Source organism: Lysinibacillus sp. COL-1, assembly GCF_059814265.1.
On sequence record NZ_JCAWSJ010000004.1, the window covers coordinates 1,120,796 to 1,136,363 of the forward strand.

At 37.7% G+C, this 15,568-nt stretch carries 17 protein-coding genes; all 17 read left to right on the forward strand.

All coding sequences use genetic code 11. From position 1 onward, the window contains the following. Nucleotides 1-15: 15 nt before the first annotated feature. Nucleotides 16-1,254: a phage portal protein gene (locus AC6BKE_RS13770; protein ID WP_499856946.1), complete on the forward strand. Its 1,239-nt coding sequence runs from the start codon at nucleotides 16-18 to the stop codon at nucleotides 1,252-1,254. Further along, on the forward strand, nucleotides 1,247-1,993 hold the full coding sequence (locus AC6BKE_RS13775; protein WP_445668843.1) for a head maturation protease, ClpP-related: 747 nt from the start codon (nucleotides 1,247-1,249) through the stop codon (nucleotides 1,991-1,993). The genes AC6BKE_RS13770 and AC6BKE_RS13775 overlap by 8 nt, the downstream gene beginning before the upstream one ends. Before the next feature lie 71 nt (nucleotides 1,994-2,064). Then, nucleotides 2,065-3,252: a phage major capsid protein gene (locus AC6BKE_RS13780; RefSeq protein WP_499858308.1), complete on the forward strand. Its 1,188-nt coding sequence runs from the start codon at nucleotides 2,065-2,067 to the stop codon at nucleotides 3,250-3,252. Between the two features lie 42 nt (nucleotides 3,253-3,294). Next, nucleotides 3,295-3,534 (forward strand): hypothetical protein, encoded by a 240-nt coding sequence (locus tag AC6BKE_RS13785; RefSeq protein WP_499856948.1) that lies wholly within the window; start codon nucleotides 3,295-3,297, stop codon nucleotides 3,532-3,534. Continuing rightward, complete coding sequence (locus AC6BKE_RS13790; protein WP_499856950.1) at nucleotides 3,534-3,863, forward strand: head-tail connector protein; 330 nt, start codon at nucleotides 3,534-3,536, stop codon at nucleotides 3,861-3,863. The genes AC6BKE_RS13785 and AC6BKE_RS13790 overlap by 1 nt, the downstream gene beginning before the upstream one ends. After that, nucleotides 3,844-4,179, forward strand: a complete 336-nt coding sequence (locus AC6BKE_RS13795; RefSeq protein WP_499856952.1) for a phage head closure protein — start codon at nucleotides 3,844-3,846, stop codon at nucleotides 4,177-4,179. The genes AC6BKE_RS13790 and AC6BKE_RS13795 overlap by 20 nt, the downstream gene beginning before the upstream one ends. Next, on the forward strand, nucleotides 4,180-4,599 hold the full coding sequence (locus AC6BKE_RS13800) for an HK97-gp10 family putative phage morphogenesis protein (RefSeq protein WP_499856954.1): 420 nt from the start codon (nucleotides 4,180-4,182) through the stop codon (nucleotides 4,597-4,599). Beyond that, nucleotides 4,596-4,940, forward strand: coding sequence for a hypothetical protein (locus AC6BKE_RS13805; protein WP_499856955.1), 345 nt, complete (start codon nucleotides 4,596-4,598; stop codon nucleotides 4,938-4,940). Before AC6BKE_RS13800 ends, AC6BKE_RS13805 begins: the two co-directional genes overlap by 4 nt. 21 nt (nucleotides 4,941-4,961) lie before the next feature. Beyond that, a complete protein-coding gene (locus AC6BKE_RS13810; protein WP_499856957.1) occupies nucleotides 4,962-5,546 on the forward strand; it encodes a major tail protein in 585 nt (194 codons plus the stop codon). Nucleotides 5,547-5,618: 72 nt separating this feature from the next. Continuing rightward, nucleotides 5,619-5,927 carry a phage tail assembly chaperone G gene (gene gpG, locus AC6BKE_RS13815; RefSeq protein WP_499856959.1) on the forward strand — a complete coding sequence of 103 codons (309 nt, stop codon included), beginning with the start codon at nucleotides 5,619-5,621 and terminating at the stop codon, nucleotides 5,925-5,927. A gap of 205 nt (nucleotides 5,928-6,132) precedes the next feature. Next, the gene (locus tag AC6BKE_RS13820; protein ID WP_499856960.1) at nucleotides 6,133-11,103 is read left to right on the forward strand and encodes a phage tail tape measure protein; all 4,971 of its coding nucleotides are present in this window, start codon (nucleotides 6,133-6,135) and stop codon (nucleotides 11,101-11,103) included. Nucleotides 11,104-11,114: 11 nt separating this feature from the next. After that, on the forward strand, nucleotides 11,115-12,005 hold the full coding sequence (locus AC6BKE_RS13825) for a phage tail domain-containing protein (protein ID WP_499856961.1): 891 nt from the start codon (nucleotides 11,115-11,117) through the stop codon (nucleotides 12,003-12,005). Between the two features lie 2 nt (nucleotides 12,006-12,007). Then, nucleotides 12,008-13,120: a siphovirus ReqiPepy6 Gp37-like family protein gene (locus AC6BKE_RS13830; protein WP_499856962.1), complete on the forward strand. Its 1,113-nt coding sequence runs from the start codon at nucleotides 12,008-12,010 to the stop codon at nucleotides 13,118-13,120. After that, entirely contained in the window at nucleotides 13,120-14,658 is a 1,539-nt protein-coding gene (locus tag AC6BKE_RS13835; RefSeq protein WP_499856963.1) for a hypothetical protein, read from the forward strand. Before AC6BKE_RS13830 ends, AC6BKE_RS13835 begins: the two co-directional genes overlap by 1 nt. Nucleotides 14,659-14,671: 13 nt before the next feature. Continuing rightward, nucleotides 14,672-15,112: a hypothetical protein gene (locus tag AC6BKE_RS13840; protein ID WP_499856965.1), complete on the forward strand. Its 441-nt coding sequence runs from the start codon at nucleotides 14,672-14,674 to the stop codon at nucleotides 15,110-15,112. A gap of 2 nt (nucleotides 15,113-15,114) precedes the next feature. Next, nucleotides 15,115-15,225, forward strand: a complete 111-nt coding sequence (locus tag AC6BKE_RS13845; protein WP_008174510.1) for a CD1375 family protein — start codon at nucleotides 15,115-15,117, stop codon at nucleotides 15,223-15,225. 48 nt (nucleotides 15,226-15,273) lie between these two features. Continuing rightward, on the forward strand, nucleotides 15,274-15,471 hold the full coding sequence (locus tag AC6BKE_RS13850; protein WP_499856966.1) for a hypothetical protein: 198 nt from the start codon (nucleotides 15,274-15,276) through the stop codon (nucleotides 15,469-15,471). Nucleotides 15,472-15,568 lie beyond the last annotated feature (97 nt).

The following is a 15,568-nucleotide window of genomic DNA, read 5'->3' on the forward strand; positions in this document are numbered from 1 at the left end:
GAAGGAGGTGAGAAATTGAAACTATGGCAACGAATTAAAACTTCTGCATACATGGCATACGCTGGAGCTAGTACAGGATGGAAGGGTTCAACATGGGATTTTAGCAATTGGTTTGGTCGAACCTTTTGGGGTATCGATAACAGCCAGTTAGCAACTAATGAAACGATTTTTAGTGTTATCAGTCGATTGGCCAACACTATGTCAGCACTGCCCGTAAAACTGCATCAGCACTATGATGTTATTCAAAATGATGTTTCAGATGTGCTCATAAATGAACCTAATCAAAATATGAGTAGCTATGATTTGTTGAATTCATTAGAGGTAAGTCGAAACGAAACCGGAAACGGATATGCAGTTATCTTACGAGATATAAGAATGCAACCATCCGACATATTACCTTTAGATCCCAATTGTGTTACGGAATTTATTGATCGTGAAGATGGTTCATTATGGTATGAGGTACGTGGAGAATCCAAAAATATGTATGTTCATAACAGTGACATGATTCACGTTAAACACATTCGTGGCCCTTCAAGATGGAGAGGCCTTTCACCATTAAAAGTATTGGCCAATACCATCAAATACGATAAGGCAGTTCAGGAGTTCAGTTTATCTGAGATGGAGAAAAAAGAATCATTCATTTTGAAATACGCTGCTAACTTGGATAAAGATAAAAGAGCTGCTGTAATAGCAGATTTTAGACGGTTTTATCAAGAAAATGGTGGCATTTTAATGCAAGAACCAGGTGTTGAAATCACTGAAATGAAAAAACAATACTTTGCATCCGATACATTGGCATCAGAGCGAATTACGCGTTCAAGGGTGGCCAATGTTTTTAATGTACCTGTATCCTTCTTGAATGATGTGGAAGGTGGCACAATGGCTTCAAACGAACAATTAATGATTCAGTTTGTAAACATGACTCTTTTGCCGATTGTACGCCAATATGAACATGAATTTAATCGGAAATTACTTACAAAAGCTGATCGAAAGCAAGGTATGTACTTCAAATTTAACCTTGGTGGCCTTTTACGAGGCGATACAACAGCACGTACAAATTTCTATCAAGCGATGTTACGAAGTGGAGCTATGAAGCCTGATGAAGTCCGTATGCTAGAAGATTTGGCACCAATGGGTGGCAAGGCAAATGTGCTTTGGATTTCTGGAGACTTATATCCACAAGAAATGGATCCTGTATTGCGGAAGTCCTCTACTGCTGCATCAACTGTGGAAGGAGGTGGGAAAAGTGACTAAAAAACAATTACAAAGTTTTTTTCAAATGAAGGCGTCCGTTGATGGTAAATCTGCTGACGTTTTTATTTATGGCGAGATTACAAAATGGGCATGGGAAGAATATGGAGAAGTATCGTCTGTAACTTTTAAAAATGAACTTGATAAATTAGGTGATGTTGAAACGATTCACCTTTACATCAACAGTGATGGTGGTAGCGTGTTCGAAGGTGTAACAATCTACAACATGTTAAAGCGTCATGAAGCTAGAATTATTGTTCACATAGATGCATTAGCTGCTTCCATTGCTTCTGTAATTGCAATGGCAGGTGATGAAATTAGGATGCCGTCTAACTCTATGCTTATGGTACACAATGCATGGAGTTATGCAGTAGGGAATGCAGAAAAATTACGTAAAGCAGCAGATGATTTAGACCGTATCAATCAGTCCGCGATGATTGCTTATAAAGATAAAGCTGGAGATAAGTTGGAAGATACTACTTTGAAAGAACTTCTAGATAATGAAACTTGGCTTTCAGCTGAAAAAGCGTTTGAGCATGGCTTGTGCGATGTTGTGGAAGAAGCAAATGAAATGGTTGCAAGTGTTAGTGAAAAGGCGAAGAAACGTTACATCAATGTTCCTCAACAATTACTCCAACAATCTAATTGTAAATCTGTAATGTCTGCTGAAGAAAAGGCTTTACGTGAAAAAATTATTGCAGATTCAAAGGCGAATCTAACTTATTTAGAAACTATTCTTTAATTACTGGGAGGAAATTTTATATGAAAACTCAAACGAAAAAACTTTTAATTTCTTTAGAAAACAAAAACTCTATGAAAATGTTAATGCCACTGAACATTCAAATGTTCTCAGGTGACCAAAATCTTTACGAATTAAAGCAATCACTGATGATGATTGGCCAACAATTAAAAAAAGCAGAAGGCGAAGTTACTGCAAAGGCTTCTGATCCAACATCAAATCCAGAAGATATTAAAGCCGCTCAAAAGTCACGTGATGATTTACAATTACGCTTTGATGTAATTAAGCAACAACACGATCAAGTAGATAAAGAAGTTAAAGCTAAAATTGATGCTAACAAAGGTGTAAATCCCATCGATAACCCACAACAAAAGGTTATTGCTGCCAAAGCATCATTAGTCCGTTCTACTATGCGTGGAAAAGCGATTGATGCAGATATTCGCGCAGCACTTGGCGATGATGTAGCTTCTGGTGGTGGTAAATTCTTACCTAAAACTGTTTCACAAGATGTCATCTTAGCACCGTTAGCTAAAAATCCATTGCGTGGAAATTCTGCAGTAACACAAATTACGAATCTAGAATTGCCACGTCTATCTTTCACATTAGATGACGATGACTTCATCGCTGATATGGCTACTGCGAAAGAATTAAAAGCAAAAGGTGATACAGTAGCATTCACACGTAACAAGTTCAAAGTATTTGCAGGGGTTTCTGAAACAGTAATTAATGGTTCAGATGCAGATTTAGTTGGACATGTGGAAAATGCACTTAAATCCGGTGTAGCTGCAAAGGAAAAGAAAGTGGCATTTACAACAACACCAAAAAGTGGCGAAGAACACATGAGCTTCTATTCTGCAGAAAACGGCATTATTAAAGTGACTGGTGCAGATACTTACACAGCTATTCGTAAAGCTATTGCTGATTTACATGAAGATTACCGTGAAAACGCACAAATTATTATGTCATACGCTGATTACTCTGACATCATTGAAAAATTAGCGAATGGGAATGCTACACTATACACTGCACAACCTGAACAAGTATTAGGTAAACCTGTTATTTTTGCAGATGCAGCCACAAAACCAATCATTGGTGATCTATCATACTCACACTTTAACTATGATATTGGTGAAACTTTCGAACGCGATAAAGATATTAAAACAGGTATTGAGCAATTTGTTGTTACAGCTTACTTTGACCACCGAATCAAATTAGCATCTGCTTTCCGTATTGCAGATGTAGTTCCAGCTCCTGGAGATTAATAGAATTAGAAATTCTTAGTTTGTAGAAAGAAGGTGAATCAAATGAGCCAGTACAAAGTAATTAATCGTTTTCAAGAAAACAACCATGCAGGCCATGTTTACGAAGTAGGAGATACTTATCCAGCCGATGGTAAAAAGCTTGTTAAAGCACGCGCAGAGGCTTTGACGGAAGTCCATAAAGAATATGGCGTAGCGTTCCTAAAAGCTGTTGAAGAGCCTAAGAAAGCTCCTACAAAGCAAGCGCCTAAACTACCTTCCACAGATGAAAAGAGTGATGCTTAATGCCATTACTGGATGAGCTTAAAGAATATTTGCGTATTGATGGGAATGATGAGGATCGTTCCCTTTCTACTATTCTGCAATCATCCATTTTTTATTTGGAGAATGCAGGGGTGAAACAGCCAGAAGATTATTATTTGATTGTGGAGGACAAAGAGGTTTTTGCCTTACATCGTTTAGCTATTATGACGCTTGCTACGCATTTTTACGAGAATCGTATAGCTATTACGCCTTCCACAATTAAAACAGCCCAACAGCCTATCCCATATGGCTTACAGTCGATGATATTACAGCTAAAGTGGGTGAATCCTGATGAACCATCGCAACAATAATAACGTAGGACGTATGAACAAGCGCGCTACTTTCTTAAATCCACCAGGTACCATAACTAATGGATGGCCAAGTGAAGATTGGACTAAACATGAAACCGTATGGGCGGAATTGAAGACTGCAAAAGGTTATAAATTATTTAGTTCAGAAGCTACGCAATGGCAAGGAAAATGTGTTATTGGTATTCGCTATCGGAGTGATATACACGAAAAAATGCGTGTTGAAATTGCTGACAAAACATACGAAATGGATGCACCACCAATCAATGACAATGGTGATAATCAGTGGCTCACAATCTTTTTAAAAGAGGTGGTTTAGATGAATTTTGAAATACAAGGTATGGACGTTTTGATGCAAAATCTAATGAATTTGCCATTAGAAGAGGATGAAGAAAATAAAGCACTTAATGCAGGAGCAAAAGTAGTCAAAGAAGCTGTTGAGAAAGAAGTTCCAGTTGGAAAATCCAAAAATAAGAAAAATAAATTGAAAAATAACATTAAAATAAAACGAGCAAAAGATGGGGAAGCCAAAGTGCACACAGCTAAAGCCTACCACGGACATATCTTAGAAGGTGGGCGAAGTGCTGGAAGTAAATATGTTACGAAAAAGGGTAAACGCCAGAAAGTCACATGGGGACCAATTGCACCAAATCCATTCTTTACACGAGGTTTTGAATTAAGCAAACCGGGTGCATTAAATGCTATTGCTGATGAGATAAAGAAAGCGAAAAATCTATGATAGATATTTCTGCACATATTACAAGTATTTTGGCACCACTTAATTTAGATGTATTTTTTAACAGTGTTCCAACCGGCTCAACTATCCCAAATCAATACATTACATTCTTAGAAATCAATGCAAAGCCAGCACTTGAAGCATCAGATCAGGAATACGAGACTGAACGACTTATCCAAGTCAATGTATGGTCAAAATCCAATTACTATCAACTTGTGGAGGACATCAAGCGATTAATGGAGTCGGCAGGCTATGAACGAACATTTGAATATGATGCACCAAAACAAGAAGGCGATTCTCACTTTAACAAAGTGTTGCGATTCGTCTTTTTTGATGAATATTAAACATATTAGGAGGTCATGAAAATGGCAGCTACAACGGTAAATGAAAAACCACAAAAAATTAGTTTGAAACGTATCCATTATGCATTAATGACAGATGAACAAACAGAAACATGGGGTGATGTTAAAACATTAACAATGCCAATCTCTTTAACTCTTACACCTAACTTCTCCGAAGCATTTTTAGATGCAGGTGATCGCGTGGTGGACCAAGAAGCACAAATGGATTCCATTACAATTGCAGGTGAAACAGCAGATTTACCAACAGAAGTTCTAGTAGATTGGTATGGTCACAAGAAATCAGCAGAAGGTGGTATTATCACCAACTCAAATGATTCACCAAATGCTATTGCGATTGGCTTTGAATCAGGATCTAAACTTGTGTGGTTCTACAAAGCGAAATTAAAACCCGGTGAGGAATCCAACGCTACTCGTAAAAAAGGTGAAACAAACTACAAAGTATACCCATTCGCAGGTGAAGCTTTACCTTTAATTGATGGCATCATCAAACATACAGTAGATACACGTGATTCGGGTGTAACAGATACTCCTGAAACGTTCTTCTCTACTGTAACAAAACCTACTGAACCAACAGTACCAACACCTTAAACAGAAGTCCTTTTATAGGGCTTCTTTTCTTTTAACTAAATTAAAGTGACTAACGAAAAGGATGGATGAAAAATGCAAATTAAATTACGAATCGATGGACAAGAAAAAACATTTACAAATGACTTTGTAAAGGCACGTGTTTTCAGAAATGCTCTAAAGATGAATGAAGAAATGAGCAAAGAAGGCGATGGAATTACAGTAGCAACATTTGATGAAATGATGGGCTTTGTAGTTAATGTTTTTGATAACCAATTCACTGTGGATGACTTATGGGATGGGCTAGAAGGAGGTAATTTCCAAGATGAGATTATGCGAGTATTTAACAATGTGCTTAACATGGGTGGGCTAACAACGACGTCTCCAACAACTGAGGGAAAGTAAGTGGCCTAACAGCCTATCAAAATATTAAAAAGTTTTATCGTGAGCTATTAAAAGCAGGATACAAACTCCATGAAATTGATGAAATGGATATACATTTCTGGTTTGAACTATCAAATGAAGATGATGAGGAAATAGAGGAAGTCACAGCCGACGACATTGATTGGCTGTGATTTTTATTTTTGCCAAAAAAAGGCGGTGAGAATATATGGCAAGCATAGGAAGTTTAGAAGTCAGTCTTAGTTTAAATGCGGCGAATTTCAATGGTACTGTAGCACAGGTAAACCGAAACATGAGAGCGATGGGAAGTGAATTACAGGCTATTAGAGCAAGAGGCTCACAATATGAAAATTCATTGACTGGACTTTCTCAAAAGCAAAATGTTTTATCTCGTTCATTTGATGCTGCATCAATCAAGTTGCAAGAACAACGACGTAGATATAATGAGTTAGTAGCTAGTGGTACCGCATCGTCAGCTCAAATTGAAAGGCAAGCTAATGCGGTTAACCAAGCACAAACTCAATACAATCGCCTAGAACGTGAATTAGCAGAGGTTACAAATCAATTACGTATACAGTCATCTCAGTGGACACAAGTCGGCCAACGCATGCAAGAAGTGGGTAGCAAATTATCTGCTGTAGGCGATGGAATGATGAACGTTGGTAAGAAATTATCAATGTATGTTACAGCACCGATTGCGGCAATGGGTGTTGGGGCATTTAAAGCAGCTGTGGACTTTGAATCTGCCTTTGCAGGTGTTCGAAAAACTGTGGATGCAACTGAATCAGAATTCCAATTCTTCTCTGATGAAATCCGAAACATGTCAAAAGAGATTCCAGCAGCTGCTACTGAGATTGCTAAGGTAGCCGAGGCCGCTGGGCAACTCGGCATTAAAAACGAAGCTATTTTAGGCTTCACACGAACAATGACTGATATGGGTGTAGCGACTAATATGTCAGCGGATGAAGCAGCGACTGCTCTTGCACGGTTTGCAAATATCACAAAGATGTCTCAACAAGACTTTGACAGACTAGGGTCTACAGTTGTTGGATTAGGAAATAACTTTGCGACAACAGAATCCGAGATTATAGAAATGTCATTACGTCTAGCAGGAGCTGGAGCGCAAATTGGTATGTCCGAAGCTGATATTCTAGGTCTTGCTACTGCACTGTCCTCTGTGGGTATCCAAGCAGAAATGGGTGGTTCTGCACTATCTCGTGTAATGGTACGTATGCAAGTAGCGGCAACTACAGGGCTTGGCAAAACAGAAGAACTATCAAGAAAAACAGGCATGTCTTTACGTGAGTTGCAAATGCTTGCGGCTAATAACAGCATGGATTTTACTAGTTTGGCAGATAGTCTTGGCATGACCAACAAAGAAATGAAAAACATCGTTAATGCGGGGCTTGATCTAGAAAACTTCGCGAAAGTTGCTGGTTTGACTAGTAAACAATTTAAAGAAATGTTTGAAAAGGATGCAGTAGGTGCTATTGGGGCATTTGTAAATGGCTTGGGTAATGCAGAGCAAGCGGGCGAATCAGCCATCAATATGCTTCAAGAAATGGGTATCACAGAAATCTTATTACGAGACTCATTACTACGTGCTGGGAATGCTAACGAACTATTCGCAAGCTCAATCGATATTGCCAATAAAGCATGGGGCGAAAATGTAGCCCTAGCAAATGAAGCTGAACAACGATACAAAACAACTGAATCGCAATTAATTATCCTGAAAAATAAACTAGTCGACTTAGGTATTACCCTTGGTAATATACTAATTCCTTTTGTATTAAAAATGGTTGAATTAGTTGAACCATGGATTGAGAAGTTTGCTAGTTTATCTGAAAAAACTCAAAAGACCATTCTTATACTTGGTGGATTAGCTGCAGCTATTGGTCCTGTACTCGTTGTTGGTGGAGCTTTAATTTCAAGTATCGGCACAATTGTCAGTGCAGTCGGTGGGCTGTCCGTTGCTATAGGCGCTGCTGGCGGAGCAACAACGGCATTTGGTGCATCATTAGCTTTAATAACAGGTCCTGTTGGATTGGCTGTTGGTGGTATTGCTGCATTGACTGCAGGTGGTGTTGCTCTCTATAAAAACTGGGACACAATCGTTGAGAAAAATCCACAACTCCTAGCTGCATTTGCAGCTATTTCTCCTCCAGTTGTACTAGCTGTAGGTGCAATTAAGACTATGCAAGAGGCGATGAACCCAGCAATAGAGAAAGTTGACATGTTTGGACAGGGTGTCTCAAAAGCTACAAAGCAAGCACTTGAAGGATTTTTTGATTTAAGTGACGGTGCTGCAAAATCAGTAACAAATATGTATGTGTCTTCCACAGAGGTTACTTCAGAAATGTCTAAAGAAATTACCTCGAAATTTGATGAGATGAACAAGCAGATTGTGGAGGGCATGAAAAAAAGAAATGCCGAACAACTATCTGATTTGCAAAATTTCTTTATGTTTTCATCAGCTTTATCTTCCGAGGAAGAACAGAAAATAATGGCTGATACACAAAGACGTAATGAATGGCAACTAAAAGAACAAAATGCCATGAATGAACGTGTTAATGCCATTATTCAAAAAGCGGCAGATGAAAAACGTGAACTGACAGAACGTGAGCATGAAATCATCAATAATTACAATCAAATGATGAAAGAAAATGCTGTTCGAACGTTTTCTGAAAGCGAGCTTGAACAGAAGGTTATTTTGGAGCGAATGAAAGAGAATGCTTCAATTATCTCTGCTGAACAAGCAGCCGAAGTTGTGAAAAATGCTGTGAAGCAGAAAGAAGAAGTCGTCAAAGAGGCAGAAGAAACATATAACCAAAGGATGGCTCAAATCATCCAGATGCGTGATGAAACAGGTCAAATTAATGCCGAACAAGCTGATCGCATGATTGCCGAAGCTACTAGAGCTAAAGATCAAACAATCTTTTTGGCAGAAGAACAACATCAAAAAATTGTAGAAACTGCCCAAAAACAAGCAGAGGAACATGTTGAAAAAGTAAACTGGGAAACTGGCGAAATACTTTCTAAATGGGAAGTATTTAAAAATAAACACTCTGAAATTTTTAACACTATCGAAGAGTATTACAACAAAGTCATGGATGCCTTAAAAGAGGCTACCTCAACTGCATATGAATTTATTAAATCTGTTGTAGATGAAAAATTAAGCGGTGTTGTTGAATTTGTAAAAGACCAACTTGATACTTTGAAAGAATTTTGGGATGAAAATGGTCAATTTATTGTTTCTTTAGTGAAATTGCACTTTGAACAAGTGAAATCAACTATAGAAATGGTAATGGGTGTTATTAAGGGAATATTTGAATTCGTATGGCCACTATTGTCAAATACAGTTAAATTGGCTTGGGAAGCAATAAAATTGGTTGTTAGTACTGCAATGGATACCATTCTCGGTGTTATATCAATTGCTCTAAAGTTACTCCAAGGTGATTGGAAGGGAGCATGGGACCAATTAGGTCAAATTGGACAAAAGATGATGGACAACTTCACATCATTTTTAAAGGGTGTCAATTTGAAACAAATCGGTAAAGACATCATGAATGGCTTGATTAAAGGTATTGACAGCATGGGTGATGCTGTATGGAAAAAAGTTGAGGGTATTGCTGATGGCATTACTTCAACTGCTAAGAGAGTCTTGGGTATCAAATCGCCATCGCGTGTATTCAAACAAATTGGTTTATGGACGGGCGAAGGCCTAGTGATTGGGTTAAATGAGTCCAGTCCAAAGGTCAATCAAGCCATGTCTAATATTGGTGATGGTATTCTGAACGTATCTAAAAACTATCAAAAAGAATACACAAATTTGATCGATGAATTTAATCGAAAAAATGAAGATAAAAACGATAAGACTTTAGAAAAAATCTACAAGATCAGAAACAATGCTGCCAAAAAGAAACGTGCTTTAACTCAAAAAGAACTACAGGACATTGCACTTTTAGAGGCATCTTATAGGGATAACAAGCTTAAAGCTGACCAAGATTTCAATAAAAAGTACAAAGCACTTGTTGAAAAGTCTGAGAAGGAATATTTAGAAGTAATTAAAAATTTCATTGCTGATAAAAAATCCTTAGAGGAAATGTCCTTAATCGAAGAAGCAGCCATTTGGGAACAATCGATTGAACTGTTTGCGGAGGGCACGAAAGAACGTATTACAGCTCAAAAGGAATATCAAAAAGCTGTTGAGACGATTAATAAAGAGATTGTTGCTATTAACAAAGACTACCAAGGGCAAATGCAAAAGATCAATGATGATTTGATCAAACAAGAAAATGACCTGACTAAAGCATATGAGGATGCATTTTCTAAGCGACAATCTTCTTTGATGTCATTCGCTGGATTGTTCGATGAGTTTAAGGTTGAAATTAAAAATAGCGGAGCAGAGTTACTTAGCAATTTACAATCACAAGTTGACGGTTTTAAACAGTGGCAAGATGAGTTTGCAAAACTTGCATCACGAAACATAGATGCTGACTTATTAGCAGAATTAAGCGACTTAGGGGTTAAGGCTCTACCAGAACTAATGGCCCTTAATCAACTTACAGATGAACAATTAACTCAATATAGTGCACTGTATCAAGAAAAAGCAGCATTAGCGAGAGAACAAACTGAAGCTGAATTGGCAGGTATGAAGGAAGATACTGACAAGCAGATTCTGGCTTTGCGTGAAGCGGCTATAAAACAGCTAAATATCTTAAAAGCTGAATGGGGCTACAAAATTAAAGAGCTCACAAGCACTACAGCAACCGAATTATCGTCATTGCAACAAATTGGTGTAGATGCCGGGCAAGGGTTATTGAATGGTCTAGCAAGCATGGAAGGACCATTAATTTCAAAAGCACAGCAAATTGCTAATTCGATTGCAAGTACCATTCAACAAGCACTAGACATCCACAGTCCGTCGAGAGTAATGCGAGGTTTTGGTGTAAACATTGGCCAAGGATTAGTGTTAGGGATGGATGACATGGTGAACAAAGTTGCAGATGCTTCAAGACGATTAGCTTCATCTGTGGAGGACAATGCACCACTTTCTAGTGGTAATAGGGGCAATGTTGATAATTCTAAACACTTTAAACCGTCTGTGGTCATCCACACTAATGATAGTGGAGCTCGCGAGATGGAGCGTACATTACGTCGTATGCAGTTTGCATTTTAGGAGGTGACGACTTGTTAATTAAAGATATGACGATTACTAATAATCGTGGCGACTCGATAGTTTCTGGTCGTCACTTTTTTATTCGTGATGATTTTGCAATTAGTGGATTAGGTGCAAATGTGAATATGTCCGAGACTACTTCTGATGGAGCTCATTATCAATCGACCACTCTTTCCACACGTGATGTAGATGTACCTTTTTATATAAAAAAAACGAATGTAGAGCATTGGTGGATCGAAGAAAAGAGGCAAGATATTTACCGTGTTTGTAATCCGAAATTTAACCCAATGCGTATTGATTTCTCTACGAATTCAGGAGATCAGTTTTATGTAAATGCTAATTTAAATGCAGCACCATTATTTTATCAGGGTAGGGCAAATGATAACAGTAGATGGGTTACAGGATTACTCCAATTTATATCAAGTGATCCGTTTATTTATGAGGCAGCATCGCGAAAAGTAGATATAGCCCTTTGGGAATCAAACTTAGAATTTCCTTTAGAAGTTGTAGAGGAAGGTATTGAAATCGGGTATCGTAATCCTTCTTTGATTGTGAATGTGTTGAATGAAGGCAGTGAATCATCCGGCATGTCTATACGATTTTTGGCGCTGTCACAGGTGGTAAATCCAAAGTTGCTTAATGTAACTACGTATGAAGCATTTAATCTAAAGTACACAATGCTTGCTGGTGATGTAATTGAGGTTTCCACATACAAAGGAAAGCGTTCCATCACCTTGATTAGAAACAATGTAAAGACCAGTATCTTTAATGCTTTTGACTTTGGCACTTCCAAGTTTCTTCAATTGGAACCCGGAGATAATTTACTCCGATATGATGCAACAAGTGGCTTAGACTTTCTAGAGGTGTCTATTGAATTCACTCCGAAAAGGATAGGTGTATAACTATGAAGGAACTCTATGTATTCAATTTAAACATTGAGCTTATCGGAGAAATTAGTGAATATAAAGAGCTGCAAATTGAACGCAATTATGATAAGGTAAGTCAACTTATTTTACGCATTGCAAGCTCACCAGAAGCCATTGAATTGTTAAAGCATGACAATATTTTAACAACACAAGATGATGTTAATTATGGCTTTATCATTGAGCATTTTGATTATACGGACAAGTCAGAAACAGAAATAGAAATTCATGCGTATTCACTTAATTACATGTTGTCTTGGAGATCAATTGATTTTCAACAACGACATAAGGGCAATGTGGAGGACCTAATCAAATATTTCGTCTCGATGAATGCAATCACTCCTGATAATCCTAATCGCATTATTCCAAATTTAAGACTGGCACCAAACAAAGGTATAAACATTAATGATGAGTCGACAAAAACAGGTGGAGAAGTGATTGGCCATGTCCTTGAGATATGCAACAAACATGAGATGAGTATTGATGTATTGCTTAATCATCAAGACAAGAAATTTGATGTTGTTACTTGGCAAGGTGTCGACCGAAGTACTCAACAGGTTGTAAATCCACATGTCATTTTTAGTAAAGAGTTCGACAATATCATTAACCAAAAATACACTCATAATAAAGTTGATTACCGAACAACTGCTATTGTAGCAGGTGAAGGTGAAGGTGTTGAACGAAAGCAAGTCGTTACTAATGACAATTTAAGTGGATTTAACCGGCGTGAATTATATGTAGATGCGAGGGATTTGCAGAGTGAATATACAGATGACAATGACAATAAAAAAACGATGACACCAGCTGAATACAATGAGGCTCTTAAAAAGCGCGGAGATGAAAAATTGTCTGAATACCAAATCATCGAAACATTTGAAAGTGAAGTAGATATGTATAGTCAATTTACGTACAGCGTTGATTATAAGCTTGGTGATCGAGTAAGTGTACGAAATGACGAGATACAACGCATTTTGCATCCACGTGTTATTTCAGCCACTTTAACAAGCAATAAAGAAGGAATAACACTTAGTATTAACTTTGGCAGCAATATTCCAACTATCTACGAAAAGATAAAAAAGAAGGTGAATAAGTAATGACGATATATAGTGGTATTTTTAACAGTGTCAACGGTGATCGGAAATATAACGCATGGTGGTTTGCGAAATATTTCGCTACCTTTATAGGTAATGGTGTTTTTCCTAATCCATCCTCAAATCTTCAAGTAGCTGCATATCAGAATATGAAAGTAGTCGTTAAACCAGGTAGTGGCTGGATTGACGGCTATTTTATTTATAGTGATGGGGATCATGTGTTGTCATTAGATGTTGCAGATGGTGTTTTAAAGCGTATTGACAGAGTTGTCATGCGTCTTAATCATTTGACTCGAAAAATAGAAATTGTAGTCAAAAAAGGAACATTTGCAAGTAGTCCTGTAGCTCCTTCATTACAAAGAGATGCAGACGCTTATGAGCTAGCCCTTGCAGATGTTTCGATTAATAATGGTGCAACTCAAATTACACAGGCTAATATTACTGACCAACGATTAAATACAGCACTATGCGGCATCGTACATGGAACAGTCAATCAAGTTGATACCACTACAATATTTAATCAGTATCAAGCGTGGTTCAATGATATAAAAGGCAGCATTGCTGGTGAATTAGACATTTGGCAAGATGCTCAAGAACAAGAATTTTTAATCTGGTTTGATTCAATAAAGGATATTTTAGATGGAGATGTTGCTGGTAATTTAGCATCTCGAATAGCGAGTTTAGAGCAGGGGCTCGCTAACCATATAGGTGAACTTTCGCATATAAAGTGGATTGAAACCGTAGGAGGTACAGCAAACGCATTAACTGCTACTGTTTCTGAAATTACAAGTTATAAAAATGGTTTGGCTGTTTCATTCCCTGCCACCTCCAACAGTACCGCAGCAATGACATTAAATATAAACGGATTAGGTGCTATCCCAATCAAGAAAGCTAATGGCACCGCATTTAGTATTGCAAAGGCTAACGGAGTATATACAGTTCGTTATCATGCAGGGGCTTTTATCTTACAGGGTGAAAGCGAGGTGGAAGTAGGACGACAAATAATCACACCGAGTACGGTGAACAAAGCTATTACGGCGGGTGTTCATGACGGAACGGGTTATGTGGAAGGTAGCCCTAACCTGATCCCTACGAACATTAAGAAGGGGTCAAATATTTTTGGTGTTGTGGGTGATGCATCAACATATCCAGTACCATCGCATGGTACTACAATAGTAGGCGGTGTATATGGTCTATCACAATATGGCGGATTCTCATGGACACTTGCAAAAACCATAAAGCCAAATTTCAGTGGTAATGTAACTTTGATATTTGATTTAGCTAAAATTGGAGGCAATCTTAATGATAATGTCATGGCTTATGTTTCTAAAAATGGCACGACCATAGGTCAGGCAAATTACACTACCAATTCGTCATCCGCAACGTTATTTACAATAAATACAACTGTCGCTCCAGGTGATATCCTTAGACTATACATTACAAATGGATCTACTGGTACTACGATATATGTTAATAACATGATGTTCATGTTGGCATTCGGTGGCACACCACCTCTGGGGGTCTTTGAGAAAAATTACTAAAGGAGGATTCATTATGATAGGACCAAAATTATATTTCGATAGAACCACTGGTGAGGTCATTTTGACAATTCCAGAGCAAAATAATGCAAGTGCTGTAGCGACTACAAAGGAACAAGATTTTATTATGTTTGATGTACTTTCTGCAAGGAATCCAGAGGCTGTAGATTTCATCCAGTTATCGTATGGTCAATACCGCAACGATTTTGAAATCGCAAATAGTTGGAAGGTTGATTTAAATACAGGGCAGGTTTTATTCGAATATCCAAAGTTTGAAACGCCTATATCTGATCAGCTACTTCTTTTGCAACAAGAAAATGAGGAACTCAAAGTTGAAAATAAAGAATTGAAACTTGCGTTAGCTGAATTAGCAGAGGCACAACAGCAAGACAAAATAGAAAATCAACTAGCTATTGCAGAAGTGGTAGAAACACTACAAACTCAGGGGGTTTTATAATCATGGCTAAGCTATATTGGGATTTAATTAAAATGAACTTGCGAACAGTTGATCAAGTACCATTATTATGGCGAGAAGCAGTACAAGCATTACTCGATAACGAAAACAAGTAGACGCAGCATAAGCTAGCGTTATTTTTTATGCCAAAATGAGGTGATTACATGACAAAAAATGAAAAAATGGAAATTGACCAAGTCGTCAATTTCTTAGAAGATTCATTTTGGATTCTCAATAATATAAAATTGGAAGGTCGGTATGATTCCATCGAAGAAAATGAGCATTACAAACGGATATTAGAAGCTATAGAAGTTTTAAAATGTGAACATAATGCGCTATATGAATTAATTAAAGAAGATTAATTACTATGCCTTCCACAGATTATTGTGGAGGGCTATTTTTATACAACAAGACCTAAGCAATGCACTGTGCCGAGCAGTGCTATTTTTATTTGTGAGG

Bases quoted from the DNA above. Each gene is read 5' to 3' on its own strand.
- AC6BKE_RS13795 (WP_499856952.1), top strand. From the start codon at position 3,844: ATGAACCATCGCAACAATAATAACGTAGGACGTATGAACAAGCGCGCT.
- AC6BKE_RS13785 (WP_499856948.1), top strand. From the start codon at position 3,295: ATGAGCCAGTACAAAGTAATTAATCGTTTTCAAGAAAACAACCATGCA.
- AC6BKE_RS13850 (WP_499856966.1), top strand. From the start codon at position 15,274: ATGACAAAAAATGAAAAAATGGAAATTGACCAAGTCGTCAATTTCTTA.
- AC6BKE_RS13800 (WP_499856954.1), top strand. From the start codon at position 4,180: ATGAATTTTGAAATACAAGGTATGGACGTTTTGATGCAAAATCTAATG.
- AC6BKE_RS13780 (WP_499858308.1), top strand. From the start codon at position 2,065: ATGAAAATGTTAATGCCACTGAACATTCAAATGTTCTCAGGTGACCAA.
- AC6BKE_RS13835 (WP_499856963.1), top strand. From the start codon at position 13,120: ATGACGATATATAGTGGTATTTTTAACAGTGTCAACGGTGATCGGAAA.
- gpG (WP_499856959.1), top strand. From the start codon at position 5,619: ATGCAAATTAAATTACGAATCGATGGACAAGAAAAAACATTTACAAAT.
- AC6BKE_RS13790 (WP_499856950.1), top strand. From the start codon at position 3,534: ATGCCATTACTGGATGAGCTTAAAGAATATTTGCGTATTGATGGGAAT.
- AC6BKE_RS13805 (WP_499856955.1), top strand. From the start codon at position 4,596: ATGATAGATATTTCTGCACATATTACAAGTATTTTGGCACCACTTAAT.
- AC6BKE_RS13810 (WP_499856957.1), top strand. From the start codon at position 4,962: ATGGCAGCTACAACGGTAAATGAAAAACCACAAAAAATTAGTTTGAAA.
- AC6BKE_RS13820 (WP_499856960.1), top strand. From the start codon at position 6,133: ATGGCAAGCATAGGAAGTTTAGAAGTCAGTCTTAGTTTAAATGCGGCG.
- AC6BKE_RS13840 (WP_499856965.1), top strand. From the start codon at position 14,672: ATGATAGGACCAAAATTATATTTCGATAGAACCACTGGTGAGGTCATT.
- AC6BKE_RS13830 (WP_499856962.1), top strand. From the start codon at position 12,008: ATGAAGGAACTCTATGTATTCAATTTAAACATTGAGCTTATCGGAGAA.
- AC6BKE_RS13845 (WP_008174510.1), top strand. From the start codon at position 15,115: ATGGCTAAGCTATATTGGGATTTAATTAAAATGAACTTGCGAACAGTT.